Origin of the sequence: Streptomyces sp. NPDC006235 (genome assembly GCF_040613735.1) — a bacterium.
Lineage (GTDB): Bacteria > Actinomycetota > Actinomycetes > Streptomycetales > Streptomycetaceae > Streptomyces.
On sequence record NZ_JBEXSR010000070.1, the window covers coordinates 1 to 19,742 of the forward strand.

The 19,742-nt window shown below is 71.9% G+C and carries 15 protein-coding genes and 3 pseudogenes; 7 read left to right on the forward strand and 11 right to left on the reverse strand.

Annotation, left to right across the window (positions count from 1 at the left end):
* Positions 1-164: 164 nt before the first annotated feature.
* From ABZ192_RS41040 to ABZ192_RS41050, 3 genes and pseudogenes are all read right to left on the reverse strand, one after another.
* Positions 165-1,091, reverse strand: a complete 927-nt coding sequence (locus ABZ192_RS41040) for a tetratricopeptide repeat protein (protein ID WP_356929581.1) — start codon at positions 1,089-1,091, stop codon at positions 165-167.
* A gap of 63 nt (positions 1,092-1,154) precedes the next feature.
* Positions 1,155-1,481, reverse strand: a pseudogene (locus ABZ192_RS41045) (integrase core domain-containing protein); the annotation flags it as partial.
* A gap of 769 nt (positions 1,482-2,250) precedes the next feature.
* Positions 2,251-3,663, reverse strand: a complete 1,413-nt coding sequence (locus ABZ192_RS41050; RefSeq protein WP_356929561.1) for a cytochrome P450 — start codon at positions 3,661-3,663, stop codon at positions 2,251-2,253.
* A gap of 201 nt (positions 3,664-3,864) precedes the next feature.
* On the opposite strand from ABZ192_RS41050, the pseudogene ABZ192_RS41055 reads away from it, so the two are divergent.
* Both ABZ192_RS41055 and ABZ192_RS41060 read left to right on the forward strand, forming a co-directional pair.
* A pseudogene (locus ABZ192_RS41055) lies at positions 3,865-4,294 on the forward strand (diguanylate cyclase); the annotation flags it as partial.
* Between the two features lie 160 nt (positions 4,295-4,454).
* Positions 4,455-4,775, forward strand: a pseudogene (locus tag ABZ192_RS41060) (IS982 family transposase); the annotation flags it as partial.
* Positions 4,776-4,808: 33 nt separating this feature from the next.
* Here ABZ192_RS41060 and ABZ192_RS41065 read toward each other — a convergent pair.
* The 4 genes from ABZ192_RS41065 to ABZ192_RS41080 all read right to left on the reverse strand — a co-directional run bounded on the left by ABZ192_RS41065 (position 4,809) and on the right by ABZ192_RS41080 (position 9,526).
* Positions 4,809-5,573, reverse strand: a complete 765-nt coding sequence (locus tag ABZ192_RS41065; protein WP_356929562.1) for a sulfite exporter TauE/SafE family protein — start codon at positions 5,571-5,573, stop codon at positions 4,809-4,811.
* A 179-nt stretch (positions 5,574-5,752) separates the two neighbouring features.
* Complete coding sequence (locus ABZ192_RS41070; protein WP_356929563.1) at positions 5,753-7,780, reverse strand: DUF1996 domain-containing protein; 2,028 nt, start codon at positions 7,778-7,780, stop codon at positions 5,753-5,755.
* 252 nt (positions 7,781-8,032) lie between these two features.
* Positions 8,033-8,704 carry a lytic polysaccharide monooxygenase gene (locus ABZ192_RS41075; RefSeq protein ID WP_356929564.1) on the reverse strand — a complete coding sequence of 224 codons (672 nt, stop codon included), beginning with the start codon at positions 8,702-8,704 and terminating at the stop codon, positions 8,033-8,035.
* Between the two features lie 189 nt (positions 8,705-8,893).
* Positions 8,894-9,526 (reverse strand): GNAT family N-acetyltransferase, encoded by a 633-nt coding sequence (locus ABZ192_RS41080; protein ID WP_356929565.1) that lies wholly within the window; start codon positions 9,524-9,526, stop codon positions 8,894-8,896.
* A gap of 144 nt (positions 9,527-9,670) precedes the next feature.
* On the opposite strand from ABZ192_RS41080, the gene ABZ192_RS41085 reads away from it, so the two are divergent.
* The gene (locus ABZ192_RS41085; protein ID WP_356929566.1) at positions 9,671-10,777 is read left to right on the forward strand and encodes a YihY/virulence factor BrkB family protein; all 1,107 of its coding nucleotides are present in this window, start codon (positions 9,671-9,673) and stop codon (positions 10,775-10,777) included.
* A 5-nt stretch (positions 10,778-10,782) separates the two neighbouring features.
* Here the strand turns inward: ABZ192_RS41085 and ABZ192_RS41090 are convergent, their stop codons facing one another.
* Complete coding sequence (locus ABZ192_RS41090; protein ID WP_356929567.1) at positions 10,783-11,235, reverse strand: NAD(P)H-dependent oxidoreductase; 453 nt, start codon at positions 11,233-11,235, stop codon at positions 10,783-10,785.
* 95 nt (positions 11,236-11,330) lie between these two features.
* Between ABZ192_RS41090 and ABZ192_RS41095 the strand changes: the two genes are divergently transcribed.
* Positions 11,331-11,780, forward strand: a complete 450-nt coding sequence (locus tag ABZ192_RS41095; protein ID WP_356929568.1) for an SRPBCC family protein — start codon at positions 11,331-11,333, stop codon at positions 11,778-11,780.
* A gap of 126 nt (positions 11,781-11,906) precedes the next feature.
* Here the strand turns inward: ABZ192_RS41095 and ABZ192_RS41100 are convergent, their stop codons facing one another.
* From ABZ192_RS41100 to ABZ192_RS41110, 3 genes are all read right to left on the reverse strand, one after another.
* Positions 11,907-16,244, reverse strand: a complete 4,338-nt coding sequence (locus ABZ192_RS41100) for a cation-translocating P-type ATPase (protein WP_356929569.1) — start codon at positions 16,242-16,244, stop codon at positions 11,907-11,909.
* Positions 16,245-16,260: 16 nt separating this feature from the next.
* Positions 16,261-16,839, reverse strand: a complete 579-nt coding sequence (locus ABZ192_RS41105) for a hypothetical protein (RefSeq protein WP_356929570.1) — start codon at positions 16,837-16,839, stop codon at positions 16,261-16,263.
* A gap of 118 nt (positions 16,840-16,957) precedes the next feature.
* Positions 16,958-17,182, reverse strand: coding sequence for a hypothetical protein (locus ABZ192_RS41110; RefSeq protein ID WP_356929571.1), 225 nt, complete (start codon positions 17,180-17,182; stop codon positions 16,958-16,960).
* A gap of 767 nt (positions 17,183-17,949) precedes the next feature.
* Between ABZ192_RS41110 and ABZ192_RS41115 the strand changes: the two genes are divergently transcribed.
* Genes ABZ192_RS41115 through ABZ192_RS41125 form a run of 3 tightly spaced genes read left to right on the forward strand, consistent with a single transcriptional unit; the run spans position 17,950 to position 19,713 of the window.
* A complete protein-coding gene (locus tag ABZ192_RS41115; RefSeq protein ID WP_356929572.1) occupies positions 17,950-18,636 on the forward strand; it encodes a nucleotidyltransferase family protein in 687 nt (228 codons plus the stop codon).
* 25 nt (positions 18,637-18,661) lie between these two features.
* Positions 18,662-18,949: a BON domain-containing protein gene (locus ABZ192_RS41120; RefSeq protein WP_356929573.1), complete on the forward strand. Its 288-nt coding sequence runs from the start codon at positions 18,662-18,664 to the stop codon at positions 18,947-18,949.
* Positions 18,946-19,713, forward strand: a complete 768-nt coding sequence (locus ABZ192_RS41125; protein ID WP_356929574.1) for a metallophosphoesterase — start codon at positions 18,946-18,948, stop codon at positions 19,711-19,713. Before ABZ192_RS41120 ends, ABZ192_RS41125 begins: the two co-directional genes overlap by 4 nt.
* Positions 19,714-19,742: the final 29 nt, after the last annotated feature.

Here is a 19,742-nt window from a genome sequence, read left to right on the forward strand (position 1 = left end):
ATCCACGGCCGCGACTGACGTTTCCCCACGCCTCGACCAACGAGCAGACAAGCCGACGGTCACTTGATCAACAACTTCTGTTAGGACCTCTAAGTCCGGTGCGAGGCTCTCGCCTTGGGGGCGCCGAGTCACCAAGTCCCGACGTCGGCATCGACACCTCAGCGTCATCCGTCCGTATGTGGGCGCCTTCTGTCCAACCGCTCTCGAACCTCGGACGCGTATGTCAGGGCCCGCCGTTCGTCGTCCGGGTCACCGGACTCACGGAACAGGGGGGCGGCTTCAGTGAGTGCCGTGACAGCCTCGTCGAGGCGGCCCAAGCAGGCCAGAACCGTGCCGAGGTTTCCCCGTGCTTCGGCTTCCCGGCGGAGGTCGCCCGTCTCCCGGAAGATCGCGGCAGCGGTGCCGTAGGCCTGGCCGGCGTCCTCGAGGGAGCCGGCTGCCTTCAGAGTCAGGCCCAGAGCGAGCAGCGCCTGGCCCTCGCTGTGCCGGTGGCCCGATTGGTGGCAGAGCGCCAAATCCTTCCTGTGGGCGGCGATGGCGTCCTCGAAACGGCCCACTCGGCCCAGGGCCGACCCGAGGTTGGCCAGGGCCGTGGCTTCCAGCCGGCGGTCACCTGCCTGCTCGAAGATCCGTGCGGCCATGGTGGGGGCGAGGATGGCGTCCGCGTACTGGCGCAGTCCCTGCAGGGCGAGGCCGAGATGGTTCAGGGCCGTGGCCCGACCGTGCCGGTCTCCTGCCTTCTCGCAGATGGCGAGGTCCTGTCTGTGGGCGATGATGGCCTCCTGGAACCGGCCCGTCTCCCAGAACATGAGCCCGAGGTTGTTCAGTGCTTTGCCCTCGCCACGGTGGTCCCGGAGTTCGTGGTAGATCCCGGCGGCCCTGGTGGACAGGGCGATCGCGTCGTCGAAGTGTCTGCGATAGCTGAGGTAGGGGGTGAGGTCGATCCCCAGACCGACGCCGGCTGGATGCGACCGTGCCTCAGGGCACAAGGCGGCCGCCACCAGGTTCGGGTGCTCGGCATCGAGCCGGCCGAGCGCCGCGTCGCGGCCCGGGAACGGGCCGGAGTCGTCCGCTCCGGCTCTGGGCTCCATATACGCGACCGCCGCACCAGCGGTGGCGACGTAGTGGTCCAACAGGCGGGCCACGGCGGCTTCGCGGCTGGCTGGGGTTTGGCCGCTGATTCCGGTGTGGGGTCGCTGGTACTTGTACCAGTCCAGCCAGTCGGGAAACGCTGCCTGCCATTCAGCTTCTGAGGTGTAGGGCCGGTGGTAGGCCCATTCGTCGAGCAGGGTGCGGTGGAAGCGCTCGACCTTGCCGTTGGTCTGCGGTCGCCAGGGCCGGGTCCGGCGTGGGCTGATGCCCAGCTGCTGGCATGTCCGGTGCCAGGTGATCTTGGTGTAGGCCCAGGCGTTGTCGGTCAGCACGCGTTCGACGGTGACGCCCTGGCTGGCGAACCAGGCGGTGGCCCGGCGCAGGAAGGCACCGAAGCCAGGCGGCAGGCCAGCCTTCGCGGGGCGGGAGCAGTCGCCGCGTCCAGCCCTGCCCAGGATGTCGCTTTCCCCGCCGGTCTGAGTATCGAGCGAGTCCTCGTGGTCGATGACGATCGTGTCGTCAGCCGGCTGGGCTCGTACCTGGACCGCGTAGGTGTCTGTCGCCTTCACCAGGACAGCGTCCTCGTAGGCGGCGGGCCAGCTCTGGATCAGATACGACTCCACGACTTCGTCCACCATCGTCTGGTCAACGGCCCTGTCAGGCAGGCTGGTCAGCGCCTTGGGGCGCCTGACTTCGTCGAGACGGGACAACCAGCGAAAAACGGGCGATCTGCACCGGTAAGCAGCTTCCATCCCGGCAACACCTCGGACGGCACCGTCGTCGCCCAGACCATCGTCACTGCGGCCACCGCACGCAAGCCGCGGCTGCGCTCCACCGCCGGCCCGTTCGCCCGGCGCATCAGCCTGCTACGCCGCATCGCTCCCACTCGGGTCTTCGACCAGCAGATCCACAAATGCAACAAGCTGGCCGCCTGAAACCCCAGCTTCCAATCGGAGCGGATCATGCTCTGACCGCGATTCCGTGAACCGTCTGGTGGCTCCGGCCGGATGCGCTACTCCCCGTAGCCATCACGGAAGCGCGGTCAGAACCAAGGAGTTGGCCAAGCCGTGACCGGCGATGGTCGGCAGCTACATGGACGTTGCCCGGCGTCGGCAAACGGAGGGCCGCCCCGTGCATGCGGGCTGCTCGACCGACCCGTCAGCCAGCCGAGTCCGAATGGAACTCCATGGCCAAGGCGTCGGGTTTTACTGTGATGACGGCCTGGGCACGCGGTGGACGGGAGGTCACCTTGAACCGGGGCCAGACCTGGAGGACGGTCGCGAGGATGATTTGCAGCTCTACCCACGCGAAGTTCTCTCCGATGCACTTGCGGCGGCCGTCGCCGAAGGCGAGAAAGGACCCTCGGGTGGCCGCGACGCGGTCCGCCTCCCAACGGTCCGGGTCGAAGCTGTCCGGGTCGGGGAAACGGGAGGAGTCGTGCTGGTGCAGATAGGGACTCCACACGACATCCGCGCCCTCGGGTATCAGGTGTCCGCCGAGGACGATGTCACGGGCGGCGGTCCGCGTCACCATCCAGGACGGTCCGTATTTCCTGATGGCCTCCTGCAGAACCCGTCGGGCGTACGGGAGTCGGTCGAGGTCGTCGTAGCGCAGCGGCCGGTCCTGACACACCGAGGCCAGTTCCTCGCGAAGACGTCGTTCGACGGCGGGATTGCGGGCGATCTCGTACAGCGCCCAGGCGAGTGTGGTGCCGGTGGTCTCGATCGCGCCGGCCAGGAGGGTGATGGCCTCGTCCTGGAGTTGCCGGCGGCCGAGTTGGTCTTCGACACCGAGCAGGGTCTCGAACAGACCGCTCTGCTGCCGGCGCGCCTCGGACGCATGCGGGCATGCCTCGGCACCGGACGCACTGTCCGCCGAAGCGGATCCGGGTGCGGTGACGTCGATGTGATGGTCGATGGCCTGGTCGATGAGGGCGCGCAGGCGGGCGACACGGTCGGCGTGCGCGCGGTTGGCGGGCAGCGGCAGCCGCGTGATCCAGGGCGGAAGAATGACCTGCCGAATCGTTCCTTTCATGATCTCGGGCATGAGGGCGGTGAACTCGCCCTCCAGGTGTGCGGGCAGGTCCGCGCCGAACACGGCGACGAGGAACGTGGCCAGGGTGATCTCGTTCATGCCCGCGAACATGTCGCGCGGCTCGGCCGCGGGCCAGGCACCGACCATCATGCGCACCTGATCGATCATGGCGTTGCCGCGCTCGGCGATATGCGCCCTGCTGAACATGGGCTGCATCAGACGGCGGTTGCGCAGATGGGTGTCGCCGTCGGCGACGGTCGCGACTCCATCACCGAGGAAGACCCGCAGCGCATCGTAGTACTTGCCGCCCTTGGGGAAGTGGGCGGCATCGGTCACCAGGACATGGCGGGTCAGTGCGGGGTCCGTGACCACGTAAGCGGGTGTGGGGCCGATGCGTATGCGCACCACGCTGCCGTATTCGCGCAGCGAGGTGATGAACGGCAGGGGGTCGCGGACGAGGTGGAGTCCGTGCCCGATCAGCGGCAGTCCGCCGGGGGCCGTGGGGGTGGGGATGGTTGCCGTGGCGGGGGCGCTCATCACGCGCTCACTCCTCGTGGGGGTGGGATCAAGCCCCAAATACATGCCCATGACAGCTTCTCCCGATGCACCGAGCCGACGATCCTTGCGTCACCTACCGGTCCGCCCGATGTCCCTGTCCGCCCAGGTGCGCCGCTGGCCCGCAGTGGGGCCTTCTTGCCTGTGTCGCCCGCTGGACGGCGCACGGACGAAGTAGGGCCGATGACTCGGAGTGCTCAGGACGCAGAACGCACGCCCGGGCAGCTGGCCACGCGGCTGACGACGCCTCGGCGGAGGCGATCGGCCTAACGCGCGGCCCCGCGGGTGGGACCTATCTGCGCTCCGGCACGCCCGGACTGCTGCGGCTGGCGGTGCTCGCGGGGCTGCCGGGCCCGCTGTTCCCGCCATGGTGGCGCACGTACGTGGACCGGCCGTTCCGGTGGCCGACGCTTACCGGCTCGGGGTGCAGGTGGTGCTGCCGAACGCCACCGAGACGATGCGCCGCTATCCGCAGTTCGCCGCCGGGCTGCCGTTCCAGTTCGGTTCGCTGTACGGCCCGGTCATGGCCTGGGGAACGACCTTCGGCGTGCTGACCGTGCTGCGCCCCTCCGCCGCGGACGCCGCGGAAGTGCTGCGCCCCGGCGACAAGGTCCTCCGGTGGTGCCTGCAGGTCATGGACGCGGAACAGGACGGCGTGCTCGCCGCCCATGGCCTTGCCGCTCCCAGCCTTCGAGCTGGCGGGATTGATCGTCGCGGCTGACGGAGTGCGCAGAACCCGAGTCGAGTGCGCCCCGGACCGGCTGGGGACCGAACGGGTGATCCTGGCCGACAAGGGCTTCGCCGGCCGGGAGTTCGAAGCCTTCGTCACCGACCGGCTCGGCGCCCACCTGGTGCGACCGGACCGCAAGGACGAACCGGCCCGCTTCGGCAAGATCGCTCGTGTCCGCCAGTGGATCGAGGCCGTCATCGACACCCTCAAGGGCCAGCTCAGCCTGGAACAGCACGGCGGCGGAACCCCGGCGGGAGTCTTCGCCCGCACCGCCCAACGCCTGCTGGCCCTGGCCACCGCGATCCGGCACAACTGGAACACCGGAGCAACGGTCAAGCGCTCGCTGATCGCGTACGACCACTGAAGACATCGGACTCGTTCATCTAGGCGGTAGGGATCAGTGGAGCACCAGGTGGACGAGGGCGACGGTGCCGACCGACACGATCAGGGTGCGCAGGACGGCGGGGCTGAAGCGGCGGCCCGTCCTGGCTCCGATCAGGCCGCCCAGTGCGGACCCCACGGCGATGAGCAGGACGGCCGTCCAGTCGAAGTCGGCGAAGAAGACGAAGAGCACCGCGGCGACGGTGTTGACGACGGCGGCCAGCACGTTCTTGGCGGCGTTGAGCCGCTGGAGCGTGTCGTCGAGCAGCATGCCCATCAGGGAGACGTAGATGATGCCCTGCGCCGCGGAGAAGTAGCCGCCGTAGACGCTGGCGAGCGTCAGGCCGGTGAACAGCAGCGGGCCGCCGTCCCGACGGACGGGTCCGCCTGCCGGGCGACGGCGGCGCACCCACTTGGAGATCAGCGGCTGACAGGCGACCAGGACGAGGGCGAGGCTCACGAGGACCGGCACGATCCGCTCGAAGGCGGATGCGGGCAGGGTCAGCAGCAGCACGGCGCCCGCGAGGCCGCCCAGTACGGCGCCGATGCCGAGCAGCAGGACGCGGCGTCGCTGCCCGCGGAGTTCCTCGCGGTAGCCGATGGCCGCGCTGATGGAGCCGGGGACCAGGCCGAGCCCGTTGGACACCGTTGCGGTGACCGGGGGCAGGCCGGTGGCAAGCAGGACCGGGAAGGTGATCAGCGTGCCCGAGCCGACGACGGCGTTGACGGCGCCCGCGCCCGTACCGGCGGCGAACACGGCCGCCATCTCGGCCGGCGTCACCGTGCTGCTCCGCCGACGGCACCGCCGCGTCCGGTCTGCATGGTCATGTTCATGGGATCACGCTAGAGGACGAGCGGTTCGGCGGCCGTCGAAGGGTGGCGGACGACCGGGCACGCGCGACGGCGGCGGGATCCGGGCCGGATCCCGCCACCGTTCGCCGGTCGTGCCGGTGCCGCCGATCAGCCTCGCCTGACGCGGCGCAGGACGACGAAGCCCGCGATGACCAGGACGGCGCCCGCCGCGGCCGGCCAGAGCTGGGCGCCCGTGTCGGCGAGACCGCCGCTGCCGACCGCCTGGGGCTCGGTCCGGGACGGGACCGACGGGGTGGGAGCGGCGCTGGTCGCCGTTCCGACGGCCTGGGACTGGCCGAGGCCGTCCGTGTCCTCACCCGCGTCGTCCTTCGAGCCGCCCTGCTCACCGGCGTTCGCGGTGCCCCCTTCGGGCGTGGGCGTCGCGAACACCTCCCGCTCGTCGGTGCGCGGCGCTGCCGTGGGCGAACCGACCTGCTCCGGCTGCTCCTGCTCGGGGGCCGGCTTGTCCGTCACCGGGGGCTTGGCGGCCTGGTCCTTCCCGCCGTTGTCGTCGCCCTTCCCGCCGTTGCCGTCACCCGTGTCGCCGGGTTTTCCGCCCGCGTTGCCGTCCTGCGGGGCGGCCGGGGTGCGGATGGGCTGCTCCTGCGGGGCCTCGGGGGCCTTCGTCGGCTCGCCGGGAGCCTTCGTCGGCTGCTCCTGCGGCTCCTCTTGCGGCTTGTCGCCCGGCTCGGCGCCTGCTCCGGCGCCGCACGCGCGGCCGTCGTTGATGCAGTCGGCCATCTCCCGCATCAGGTCCTCGTCGAAGACGTTGATGAAGTCGCCGTGGTCCGTGACCGGCTTGTGCAGCTGCTCCGGGAAGGAGTCCACCGCGAACAGCGGTGTCGTACGGCCGCCGTCCTCCAGGCTCGGCGCGTCGACGTCGTAGACGATGCGCTGGACCAGCTGCGGGATGGGTCGGAAGCCGGACGGGCAGTTGCCGGCGGCGTCCGTGAACGCCACGTGGGTGCGGTGGTTGGCGCTGTCGATGTTGCGGCCGTCCCAGCAGCTCTGGAACTTGAAGGTGCGCACCACGTCGCTGCCCTGCGGGCACAGCGGGTATTTGTCCTTCAGCTGCCGGTCCTCGAAGCCCGTGCAGCTCCAGGAGGCGTTGGCGTTGGCCGGGCCGTTGACGAACGACTTGGCGTCACCGGTGATGATGCGCAGCAGTCGCGGCATCTCGGTGACCTTGCCGCGCGGGTTGCCCACGAAGGTCAGCGTGACCTGCTTCGGGGTGACGATCTCGCCGGCATTGCCCTCGATGCCGCCGCCGGGCGACTTGGCGTCCTGCTCCTGGGTGCCGTTCTGCAGGCGCAGCACGGGCCAGTAGTAGGAGGACTTGTCGCCCTGGTCGACACAACTGGTCTTGGCCTCGGCGAGGTCCTGGTCGCTGGCGAAGGCGTTGTTGGCCTGGTTCCCGACGTAGTCGTGGAAGTGGTGGGCGCCGTTGGTGACGCCCGGGGCGGCGATGATGTTGTCGGAGTTGAACAGGCCGTTCTCGTTCACGCCGCAGTCGGTGGTGAAGGAGCCCCGGGAGGCTTTCGTCCCCTGGCGCGGGCTGCCGGCGCCCGGCTGGACGCTGGTGATGGGCGCGAAGTCGGCGGCGACGGGGCCGTTGCCCGCCTGTCCGCCGTTGGCGCCCTGGCCGTCGCCCTGCTCCTGGCCGTCCTGCCCCTGTCCCTGCTCCTGGCCGGGCTGTTGGCCGCCGTCGCCGTCCTGGCCCTCGCCCGGCGCGGGGGCCTGGTTGCCGGAGTCCCGTACGGTGCAGGCGGCGAGGGCCTCGAGCCCTTCGGGACGGTCCCCCACCCGGTCGATGGCGATCGCGATGCGTTCGAGGGCCGCGGCCCGCTTGTCCTTCAGCGGGTTCATGATCGCGTTGTCGGCGAAGCCGGAGTCCTGCTGCACCTGCTGCGCGGACTCGCTCAGACGCTGGTAGGCCTTGGCGACCTGCTCGTCCAGGAGGGCGAGTTCCTTGTCGACCTCCCCCCGCGCCTGCTCGGGGACCGAGGTCAGCTTGCTGCCGACGTCGGGGCAGTCGATCGTGGAGCCCGCGGTCCGGACCCCCGTACCGGACCGCGTCTGGGCGGAGTCACCGCCCGAACCGCCGTCGGTCGCGGAGGCGTAGACGTTCGCGGCCATCAGGCCGCCTCCGCCGAGGATCAGTGCGAATGCGGCGAAGGTCGCGCGTCGTGGGCCGGTAGGGCGTCTTCGCGTGTTGCGTCCCAAGGGTGCTCTCCTGCGCTTGTGGCGTACCGGGCATGAAAATCCCCTCGCCCCATACGTACGGGAGCACCGGCGCGTTCACGTGTCTCGAAAATTTTCGGAGAACTCTCATGAAGCCGCGAAACACCCGAGCCCCGCCGGTCTCGTGGACCGGCGGGGAACCGCAGGTCAGCGGAAGTTCACGTCACTGCAGAGGAAGTAGGTCTGGTCCATGTGCGACGCCTGCCAGATCGTGTAGACGACGTGCCGGCCGCTCAGGCCCGAAGTGCTCACGGGGATCTCGTAGTTCTGGCTGGGCGCGTACTTGCCGGTGCGTGCGACGAGCCGGAGGTCGTTCCACGTCAGTGGCTGGGTGGTGGGGTCGAAGCCCTGCCGTGTGACGTACACCAGGAAGTAGTCGGCGCCGTGGCTGGCCTGGTCGTACAGCTTCACGGTGAAGTTGCCCGTGACGTCGGTCGTCTTCCAGGCGCCCACCGTGTCCAGGGAGTTGTACCGGCCGCCCTCGGTGCGTCCGCCGCTGCACAGCTGGCCGTCGGGGACCACGGCCTGGAAGTTGCCGCCCGAGCCGTTGCGGTACAGGCCGTTCCAGTTCCACATGGCGTTGGGGTTGTCCTGCCACGCCTGCCAGCACATGGGGTCCTGCTGCGCCATCGCGGGGTTCTGGAAGTCGCTGCCCCAGCGCAGCCAGCAGCCGTAGTTGCGGGAGGCCGGGTCGACGACCGAGCCGTGCGCGACGGCGGTGCCGCTCCAGGGGATGAGGCTGAGCAGCGCGGCGACCAGGACGCTCAGGGCGAGCGTCAGGCGAGAGCGGACTCTACGGACATGACCATGACAATCCATGATCTCCTTCTTTCGGATGTGGGGGTTGCAGTGCTCTCGATGTCGTTTCCGTGGGGGTGCGGGAGCGCGTGCGTGGGAGCGCTCCCGCACAGCCAGGCTGCGCCGGATGGCCGGGGTCGGCAACGTGCGTTTGCGCCACTTCCGTGTCTCCTGGCGCGTTCGATGCGTTCGAAGCGTTCGGGAGAGCCTTCAGAGCCGGTCGAGTTCCTTCGTGGTGCGGCCGAGGTAGGTGGCCGAGCCGGGCTCGGGGACGTCGAGTTCATGGAAGCCCATGCGGTCGTAGAAGGCCCTGGCCCCGGTGTTGGCGGTCGCCATGGCCAGGTGGACGGCCGGCACTCCCCTGTTCTGGAGGGTCGCCAGGAACGTCCGCATCAGGCGGCGGCCGTGGCCGCTCCCCTGCCACTCGGGCAGCAAGTCGATGTGCAGGTGGGCGGGGTGGGCCGCGAGTTCGGGCAGCACCATCCGCTCGGGGTTGTGCAGCAGTGCCGCCATCGCCTTGTCCGGAGTGCGGGGCGGCTGCGGCGGCTTCGGGTAGCGGTCGGCGACCAGCGGCAGCCACGTGCGGCGGAAGGCCTCGGCGAAGCGCGCGGTGTCCGCGGTGCCGAGGATGTAGCCGACCGCCCGCCCGTGCCCGTCGTCCAGCACGAACGCCAGGTCCGGCTCCAGATGGACGTACGGGGCCGCGAAGGTGACCGGGAAGATGCCGGGGTCCGTGTAGTGGGGTCGGCTGTCCTGGCCGTTGTGCGCGGTACGGACGCAGATGTCGTCCAGGGCCGGGCGGTCCTCGGGGCGGTACGGGCGGATGGCGGGGAGCGTGGTCATGCCGAGCATCGTGCCCGCGCTGGGAGCGCTCCCGCAATCCGATCGGAGAGGCTGGAGCCGCGGGGCCCGGCGGGGGGCGAGTCGGCCACGGAGGGTCTGTGCCGAGCGCGGCTTAACCGCACGGCTCGGGGTTACCCGGCCCCCATGGTGAAGCTGCATATTCCGGGACGAAAAGAACATCACGCGAGCGAGGCCCCGCCTCCGGACTCCGCCCCCGACCGGGCTGCCGCCCCGGCCGCGGAGAGGCGCGGCCCCAGGCCGGACGAGGAGCCCGGTCCGGGGCCCGAAGTGGAGCGGGCCGCGCCGGACAGCCCGACTGAGCTCTCCCGGAAGTCGTGGGGTGCGGTGCTGAAGGGGAGCCTGCGGGAGTTCAAGGACGACGAGCTGACCGACCGGGCGGCCGCCCTCACGTACTACGGGGTGCTGGCGCTGTTCCCGGCGCTGCTGGTGCTGGTGTCGCTGCTGGGCATCACCGGCAAGTCGACCACCGACAAGGTGCTCGACAACGTCCAGCAGCTCGCCCCCGGTTCGGCCCGCGACATCATCACCCGTGCCGTCGAGCAGTTGCAGGGCAACGCCGGTATCGGCTCGCTGATGGCGATCGTCGGTCTCGTCCTCGCGGTGTGGTCGGCCTCCGGCTACGTGGGGGCGTTCATCCGCTCCGCGAACGCCGTCTACGACATGCCCGAGGGCCGGCCGGTGTGGAAGCTGCTGCCGGTGCGGGTGGCCGTGACGGTCGTGCTGATGGTGCTGGCCGTGATCAGCGCGCTGATCGTGGTCTTCACGGGCGGACTGGCCCGGCAGGTCGGAACCACGCTCGGGATCGGGGACACCGCGCTGACGGTCTGGTCGATCGCGAAGTGGCCTGCTCTGGTGGTGCTGGTCACGATCATGATCGCGATCCTGTACTGGGCGACCCCGAACGCCAAGGTGAAGGGCTTCCGCTGGATCACGCCGGGCAGTCTGCTGGCACTGCTGATCTGGATGATCGCCTCGGCCGGCTTCGCGGTCTACGTGGCCAACTTCGCCTCGTACAACAAGACCTACGGCACGATGGCCGGCGTCATCGTCTTCCTCGTGTGGCTGTGGATCACCAACCTGGCGATCCTGCTGGGCCTGGAGTTCGACGCCGAGACGGTCCGGCAGCGGGCCATCGCCGGTGGTCATCCGCCCGAGGCGGAGCCGTACACGCAGCCGCGTGACACCCGCGCGTGGGACGAACAGGACCGGCGCCGCATGGAAGGGACCTGATCCGTTCAGTCCATGAGTCCGGCGGCGACCGTCGCGCCCAGTTCCCAGCACTTCTCGATGTCGTCCTTGCCTGGCTCGCCGGTCACCGTCACGGCCTCGGCGGCGCGGCGCCAGCCGAGGCCCGTCGTGATCGACTCGATGCCCCGCACGGCCCCGGTGACGTCGTTCCCGCCGTGCACCCAGTAACCGAACGGCCGGCCGCGGGTCGCGTCGAGGCAGGGGTAGTAGACCTGGTCGAAGAAGTGCTTGAGGGCGCCGGACATGTAGCCCAGGTTGGCGGGGGTGCCGAGGAGGTAGCCGTCGGCGGCGAGGACGTCGGAGGCGGTGGCGGCGAGCGCCGGCACGCGGACGACCCGGACGTCCTCGATCTCGGGGTCGCTCGCCCCGGAGACGACGGCTTCGAACAAAGCCTGGCAGTTGGGCGAGGGCGTGTGATGGACGATCAGCAAGGTAGCCACGTCGACCGACCTTACAAGTCGTGACGACCATGAGTGTCCGGCGCGAGAACTGGTACCCGTCCGTCGCTCTCCGTACGAGAAAGGAAGGTACCCCCTTGTCACAGGTAGAGGAATCCATCGAGGTCCGCGTCCCGGTGCACACCGCGTACAACCAGTGGACGCAGTTCGAGGACTTCCCCGAGTTCATGGACGGCGTGGAGCGTATCGAGCAGCGCACGGACACCCTGACGCACTGGGTGACGAAGGTCGGCGGTCAGGAGCGGGAGTTCGACGCCGAGATCACCGAGCAGATCCCCGACGAGCGGGTCGCCTGGACCACCGTGAACGGCGAGGCCAGGCAGGCCGGAGTGGTGACCTTCCACCGGATCCAGGACGACACGACGAAGGTCATGCTCCAGATGGAGTTCGACCCCAGTGGCGTGGCCGAGACCGTGGGCGACAAGCTCGGGTTCGTGAAGCGGCAGGTCTCCGGTGATCTGCGGCGGTTCAAGCAGTTCATGGAGGCCCGGGGGACGGAGACCGGGGCCTGGCGCGGCGAGGTCTGATCAGCGTCTGATCAGCGGGAAAGGCGGCCGCCACCACGGATCGTGGTGGCGGCCGCCTTCTGCCTTGGCCCTGTCTTCCGTCTGGGCCGGCTGGCCCTGTCGCCGGGCTTGGCCCTGTCGCCGCCCCTACGCCGCCGCCGGCCGGGCCGTCGGGCTCTGCAGCCGTTCCCGGACCTCCTGGGTGAGGTCGTTGAGGCGCAGGGCCAGTCGTGCCGCGGCGTCGTAGAGGGTGTGGACCGCCTGGAGGCGCTCCAGGCGCGGAGCCAGGGCCGAGAGGGCGATGGCCAGGGCCACGCCGGCCCAGCCCACAGGTCCCAGCGGGGTGCAGCCGAAGAAGTGGCTGACGCCGGGCGTCTGGACGAGGGCGGCGAGTACGGCGGCCGAGCCGAGGGCCGTGACCCACACCAGCGGGCTGTGGCGCCGACCGGAGAGGGTCTGCACGAGCTGGGCGCCGACCACGCCGCACAGGGCCATGGTGGTGGACCGGCGTTCGGTGCCGGGGGTGAGGCGGCCGATGAGGTACGCCGTGACCGCGCCGAGGCAGGTGGTGATGCCCCGGCGCCGGATGGAGCGCAGCAGCGGCGCGCCGAGGACGTTGAGGCCCATCGGGCCGGTCGCGGCGTGCTCCGCCGTCGAGGGGTCGTTGCTCGGCGTGACCGCCACCGCCATGGCCGGGAACATGTCGGTGAGCAGGTTGACCAGCAGCAGCTGACGCGTCGACAGGGGCGAGGCGCCGGCCAGCAGGGTGCCGAGGACGCTGAAGCCGACCTCGCCGGCGTTGCCGCCGATGAGGATGCTCACCGCGTCGGCGACGCTGCGCCACAGGGCACGGCCCTCGGCGACCGCGTCCACCAGGACGGACAGGTCGCCGGAGGTGAGCACGAGGTCGGCGGCGTTGCGGGCGGCCGCGGAGCCGCGCGACTCGATGCCGACCCCGACGTCGGCGGCGCGGATGGCGGCGGCGTCGTTGGCGCCGTCGCCGGCCATGGCCACGACCCGCCCGGCCTGCTGCAGGGCCTCCACGACGTGGAGCTTCTGCTCGGGTGCGACCCGGGCGATGACGCCCGCGCCGCGCAGCACCCGGACGCGTTCGCGGCGCTCCATGGCGACCAGTTCGTCCCCGGTCACCGCCTCGGTCTCCTCCGGCCAGCCCAGTTGCAGGGCGATGGCACGGGCCGTCTCCGGGTGGTCGCCGGTGAGCATGACGGGCAGGATGCCGGAGCGGCGCAGCGACGCGAGCAGGGCGTGCGAGGTCTCGCGGGGCACGTCGGCGAGGGCGACGAAACCGCTGAACTCCAGGTCCGCGAGCGGCGCGTCGAGTTCGGCGTCGGCGTCGCCGGCCCGGCAGGGGCGCCGGGCGACGGCGAGGACGCGCAGTCCCTGTCCCGCCAGTTCGTGGGCGGTGTCGGTGGTGCCGTCGGGGAGGTCCCGGCAGGCGGGCAGGATCGTCTCCGGCGCGCCCTTGACGACGAGGAGTTCACCGAAGTCCGGGTCGCCGTCACGGCCGACCGCCGCGGCGTAGCCGCGCCGTGTTTCGAAGGGCAGCTCGCCGGTCGGTGTCCAGCCCTGGTCGGGCGGGGCGACGTCGAGGACGGCCTCGTCGGTGGCGTGCGCGACGCGGCGGCCCTGTCCCGTCTCCTCCTGCGGGCACGCGCGGGCGGCCAGGCGCAGGAGCGGTACGGCCTGTTCGGACTCCACGGACAGGACGGTGCCGTCGGCGGTGGCGACGCGGACCAGGCGCAGTTTGTTCTCGGTGAGGGTGCCCGTCTTGTCGAAGCAGACGGTGTCGACCCGCCCGAGCGCCTCCAGGGTGCGCGGGGTGCGGACCAGGACGCCGCGCCGGGACAGCCGGCGGGCGGCGGCCATCTGCGCGACCGTCGCGACGAGCGGGAGACCCTCCGGTACGGCGGCGACCGCGACCGCGACACCGCCGCTGACGGCGCGTCGTACGGGGCTGCCGCGCAGCAGGGACAGCCCGGTCACGGCGGCGCCGCCGGTGAAGGTCACCGGCAGGGCCTTGCGGGTCAGTTCCTGGAGCCGGGCCTGTACTCCGGCGGGCGGCGGGGTGCGGGCGGCGAGCGTGACGGCGCGGCCCGCCTCGGTCTGCTCGCCGGTGTCGACGACGAGAGCGGTGGCGCGGCCGGCCACGACGGTGGTCCCCTCGAACACCATGCAGGTGCGCTGGGCCACCGGCAGGCCGGGGGTGGCCTCGACGGTCTTGCCGACCGGCAGGGACTCGCCGGTGAGCGCCGACTCGTCGACCTCGAGACCGTCGACGTCGAGCAGCCGGGCGTCGGCCGGTACGACGTCGCCGGCGCCGAGGGTGATCTCGTCGCCGGGGCGCAGCCGGGCGGCGTCGACGGTGACGGTGCGCCTGCGGCCGTCCCGCTTGCGGGCCTTGGGTTGCTGCCGGGCGGCCAGCCGGGCCAGTGCCTGTTCGGCGCGCATCCGCTGGAGTCCGCCGGTCACGGCGTTGAGGTCCATGGCGCCGACGACCAGCAGCGCGTCGACGAGCGAGCCGAGCAGCGCCGAGGCGACGGCGCCGGTGGCCAGGACGGGGGTGAGCGGATCGTCGAGTTCGCGGCGTACGGCGCCGGCGGCCTGCCAGGTCCAGCGGACGGGCGCCACGGCCGGGTGGCGGCCGAGGCGAGCGGCTTGCTGCCGCGAACGGTCGGCGAGCAGGGCGAGTCCGGTGGGCTCCTCGTCGCGGTCGGGGCGTCCCAGCCGGGCACGGGCCTCGTGGGGTTCCAGGGCGTGCCAGGGGATGTGCAGCCGGGGCGGGGGCGGGGTGGCCCGAGCCACCCGGACGGCTTCGAGCCAGCCCGCGAGCAGGGCGTTCGCGGCGGCGATGTTGACGGGGGCGTGCCGGGTGAGGGGCCACAGGAGCCTGCGGCCCGGGGGCTGCCCGCCTCGCGCGACCAGGAGCCCCGAGAGGGCCGCCCCCGCGCGGGCCAGGGTCTGCGAGCGGCGTCCGACGTGCCGGGCCGCCGGGATCGCGGTCAGCAGCCGCCAGACGTCGGCGAGTCCGCCCGGGGCCAGCGCGTCGGCGCCCCAGGAGACGGCCGCGCGGCCGTCGGTGAGGGCGATCGCCACGTCGCCGGCGGGCAGTCCGGCCGCCACGTGCCCGTCACCGGATCCGTCGAGGCGGGCGACGGTCACCACGACGTGCCCGTCGTCCTGGAGGGCCCGTACGACGTCTCCGAACGGCTTGGCGCCAGGAGCGACTTCGTCGGCGAGCCGGGTGATGTCCTTCAGGTCGGAGCCGCCGGCGATCACGACGTGCAGTCCTGCCCGGCGGGCGGCGTCGAGGACGGCCTCGGCGAAGGGATGGACCGGGTCGTCGGGCAGCCCCTCCGCGTCGCCTTGGGCGTCCTGCCGCCGGCTGCGCAGGGCGTCGGCGTGCAGGACGAGGGCGTCGGCGATCTCCAGCTGACGCAGGCGCTCCGCGCTGCGCACGAGGATCCCGGCCCGGGCGAGGAAGGTGCCGAGGGTCGCGTTGAAGGCGGCCGGTCCGTACCGGGCCGCCTTGGGGGATCCGGCGAGGACGGCTTCGGCCGCTTCCCTCGCGGAGTGCGTGACGAGGAGGGTGGCGGCCGCGCCGGCGAGGCTGCCGGTGCTGGCGTGGGAGGCGTACTCCTGCGCGGGCGTCACCTTGAGCGGAGGCCGGGTGTCCGGAGGGCAGGGCAGGCTGGTGCGCTGCTCGTGGCAGATGTCGTCGTGCAATGCCTCGAAGGCCGCGGCCCTGGCCACGGCTTCGGTCAGCTGGCTGCTGCGCAGGAGGCCGTCGAGCACGAGTGCCAGCGGGGTCTGGCCGACGCCGTGCGCGGCGGCGTTGGCGGCGGCGAGGGCGAGTTCCATGCCGTGGGTGCCGAGCCGTTGCCGCAGCAGGGCCCGGAAGCGGGGGTTCTCCCGCAGCAGCGTGACGGTGGCGGTGACGACGCGTGAGGTGGGCGGCAGGCGCAGGGACCGGCCGGCCAGGGCACCGGCGGCACCGGCAGCGTCCAGCAGGATGGCCGCCGCGGTGAGGCGCACCTCGCCGGGGTCGCCGGGGTGGGTGGTCTCCTCGGCCTCCGGGTCGGCGCCCTCGGTCAGGCCGAGGCGGGCGGCGAGCGCGGTGGCCCGCTCGCTGACGCGGTCGGTGACGGCGTCCTCGGCCACGGTGACGACCAGGCGGGACAGTCCCTCGTCCCAGTACGCCGCGATGACGTCCGGGTGGTCGAGGAGTTCCCCGGCGATCTCGCGGGCGATGCCGCCGATGTCGCCGTCGGACCGCCGCAGGGCGATGTGGACGCGCTGCCCCGCCGTCCAGTGCTGTCCGCCGGACAGGGCGTTGCGCGCGACGTTGCGGACGCGCCGCGTGGTGTCGTAGACGGACGTCACTCCCTGGGCGGTGCTGCGGGCGGCGCCTGCCGCCGCCCCGGCCATGGCCCCGACGAGCGGGGCGACGTCGAAGCGTGTGAGCATCTCCTGTTGTCCCGACTCAGCCGGTGGGCCGGCTGTCGTGTCCGTGCCGCTGTACCTGCTCCCGGTCCGGCTCCTCGCCGTGCGGGTCGTGGTGCGCGGTGGCCTCGGCGACCTGCTTCAGCGCGGAGGCGGTGACGGTGTCGCCCACCTTGGCGGGCTGTTCGTGGACGTGGTGTTCCGGGCGGTCGTGCCGGTAGTGGGAGGAGGCGAGCTTGTCGCCGGGGCCGTACGAGGAGGTGCTCTCGTCGTCCGGCGCGACCTGGACGTCGGCGCGGCGTTCACCGGCTCCGGAGCTCTGCGTGCCGCCGTTCCCCGACGCGCCGTCGGGTCGCTGTCCCGGCTTCGGCTGGGTCAGCCAGGCGACGGCCGCGCCGGTCAGTGCCACGGGCCACTCCACGACTCCGGCCACGCCGAGCACTCCGGCACCGGCGTAGACGGCCATCCGGCGACCCCGCGGCGACACCGCGCCGATCCTGTCCAGGGCGTCTCCGGCCACCTTGCCCACCTGCTCCGCGCCCGGCAGGTGCCTCAGCCCGGAGGCGACGGCCCGCAACGGCTGCGGAAGATCGGGCGAACGTGATGTCTCCTGGTTCATGGCGGCCTCCACAAGCGCGTTGTCCAGCGGCTTCAACCGGTTTCCCAGCTCTTTCCCCCATATTCCGCCTTTGCTGGAGCGAGCGCTTGTCTTGTTCGGCCGAGGCCGCTTTCGGGCCTCAGTCGATGTCCCGCAGGACGGTCTCGCCGTCGTGGGCGCCGCCCTTGCAGCGCTTGGTGTACGCGTGTGATTCGTCGCCCACGGCGGAGATGATGATCATCCCGCCACCGGCGATGCACTGGCTCGCGGTGACGTCCGCCGGGCGATTCACGGCGGCGTGCGCGGGCGCGGCGACCGCCGCCATGGCCAGGGCGGTGAGCAGGGCGTACGGCAGCTTGTTCACGGGGTGCTCCTTCATGCGGGGTGGGACATCGACGCCATGCCGGCCCCGGACCGCCACCGGACGTGGTCCGCCCGGGCCGGGTGACAGGCCAGGGCGGTAAGAGGACGGGGTGGTGACAAGGCGGGGAGGCTGGGGCGCGGGTCTGCGCGGCTCGCCGCGTCTGCCGCCGAGGCGGCTCGGCTCGGCCCGGATCGACGCGGTCGGCCCGGTATCCCCCGGCGCGGCGCGACCCGGCACAGCCCGGCACGGCACGGCGCACACGGCACGGCGCAACTCGTCGCGCCCGGCGCCACCGACACGGCAAGCCCGGCACAGCACGGCACGGCGCAACTCGTCGCGCCGGGCGCCACCGACACGGCAAGCCCGGCACGTACGACCGGACACAGCATGACGCGGCACAGCCCCGGCTAAACGCAGCCGGCGCGGCGCAGCCCGTCGACGCGGTGCGGTCCCGGCACAGCTCACCTTGCACAGCGCAGGCCGGCAAGGCGTGGCTCGGCACGACCCGGCTCGGCTCGGCGCGCCGGCAACGCTCGGCGCGGTCAGCGCGACGCGGTCAGCGCGACGCGGTCAGCGCGGCACGGCCGGCTCGGCCCCGGGCAGATCGTCGCGCCCTGCGCCGGCGAAAAGCAGGCCTCAGCGCCGTGCTCCTCATAGACCTGCCGTGTCGGGGGCACCGCTCCGGGTACTCAGAGCAGGCACGCAAGGCCGTCACGGGTCCGGGCGCCGCGCGGCGGCGGGTGTCCGGTTCGGCGAATGGAGTGGTCATGACGCAGAACGGTGATGACGCGACGCTCGTCCGGCGACCGGGAATCCCCGATTTCCGGCTGGCCCCGGACCAGCCCGAGCCTGCGCCGCCCGCGCCACCACAGGATCCGCAGGCCGACGAGCCGCCGCAGGAGCTGCCCCTGGACCGCAACCAGGCGCTCCTTGAGGCGGCCAAGCAGGTCGGTGCCGTGCTGAAACGCGAGGGGCATCTGTTCGCGCTGGCGGGGAGCGTGGCCGCCTACGCGCACGGCGGTGAGAAGAACCTCCAGCACGACGTCGACTTCGCCATCCGCCCCGAGGACGCGGACGCGGTGGCGGCCACGCTCCGCGAGGCCGGGCTGACGGTCTACAGCCCGCCGGAGGACTGGCTGATCAAGGCCACGTGCTTCGGCCAGCCGGTGGACATCATCTTCGAGCTGGCGCACCAGCCGGTCGGCGCGGACATGCTGGAGCGGGCGGAGGAGGTCTCGGTCGACTCGGTGCGCATGCCCGTACTGGCCCCGACCGACCTGCTGTGGAGCCTGATCGCCGCCTTCTCCGAGCATCACTGCGACTTCGGCGCGGCCCTGCCCATCGCGCGTGCCCTGCGCGAGAAGGTCGACTGGGAGCGGGTGCGACGCGAGTGCGGGGACGCGCCCATGCCCGCCGCCTTCTTCTTCCTCCTGGAGCGCCTGAACGTCATCTGATGCCCTCTGATGCGGAAGGAACACCATGACTACCCACGGCTCACAGCACACGGGCGGCGGGGAGCCGGAGCAGAACCTGGACTACCGGATCGCCCACCTCCAGGAGCGCCTCGCCTCCGGTGAGCTCGGTGAACTGGGCGTCCGGGTCGAGGCCCGCGGCCAGACGGTGCTGCTCACCGGCACCGTGCCCTCGGCGCCCTGCCGGGACGAGATTCTGCGCACGGTCCACGAGGAGCTCGCCGGGTTCCCGGTGCACAGCGACCTGGTGGTCACCGAGACGTCCTCCCCCGACCACGCGGAGGAACTCGCATGATCCGCATCGCAGCCGTCGGAGACATCCACCTGGGCCCCGGCGACCAGGGCCTGCTCCGCCCCGCCTTCGAGACCCTGCCCGAGTGCGCGGACCTCCTGCTGCTGGCCGGCGACCTGACCCGGCACGGCACCCCCGAGGAGGCCCGGGTGGTGGCCCGGGAGATCCAGGACCTCGGGGTCCCGGTGGTCGCCGTGCTGGGCAACCACGACCATCACGACGACCGGCCCGACGAGGTCACGGCCATCCTCCGGGAGGCCGGCGCCCACGTCCTGGAAGGGCAGGGGACGGTCGTGACGAGCGGCGGGGCGCGGATCGGCGTGGCCGGCACCAAGGGGTTCGGCGGCGGCTTCGTCGGCCGCTGCGCCGGGGAGTTCGGCGAGCCGGTCATGAAGGAGTTCGTCAGGTACTCGCGCCGGTGCGCCGACGGCCTGCGCACGTCCCTGGAGCAGTTGGGCGAGGAGGGCTGTGACGCACGGATCGCCCTGACCCACTTCTCCCCCGTCCCGGACACGCTGGCGGGCGAGCCGCTGGAGATCTACCCGTTCCTGGGCAGCTATCTGCTGGCCGAGGCGATCGACACCGCCGGCGCCGACCTCGCCGTGCACGGTCACGCGCACGCCGGTACGGAACACGGTATGACGAGCGGCGGCGTGCGGGTGCGCAACGTCGCCCAGCCGGTCATCGAGCGGGCCTTCCACGTCTACCACCTGCCCGTCCACGACCACGCCGCCACCACCGGGGCCGCCGCACCCGCGGCCCGCTAGACAGCCGATTCCCCCTCCGCCGCCGGCCG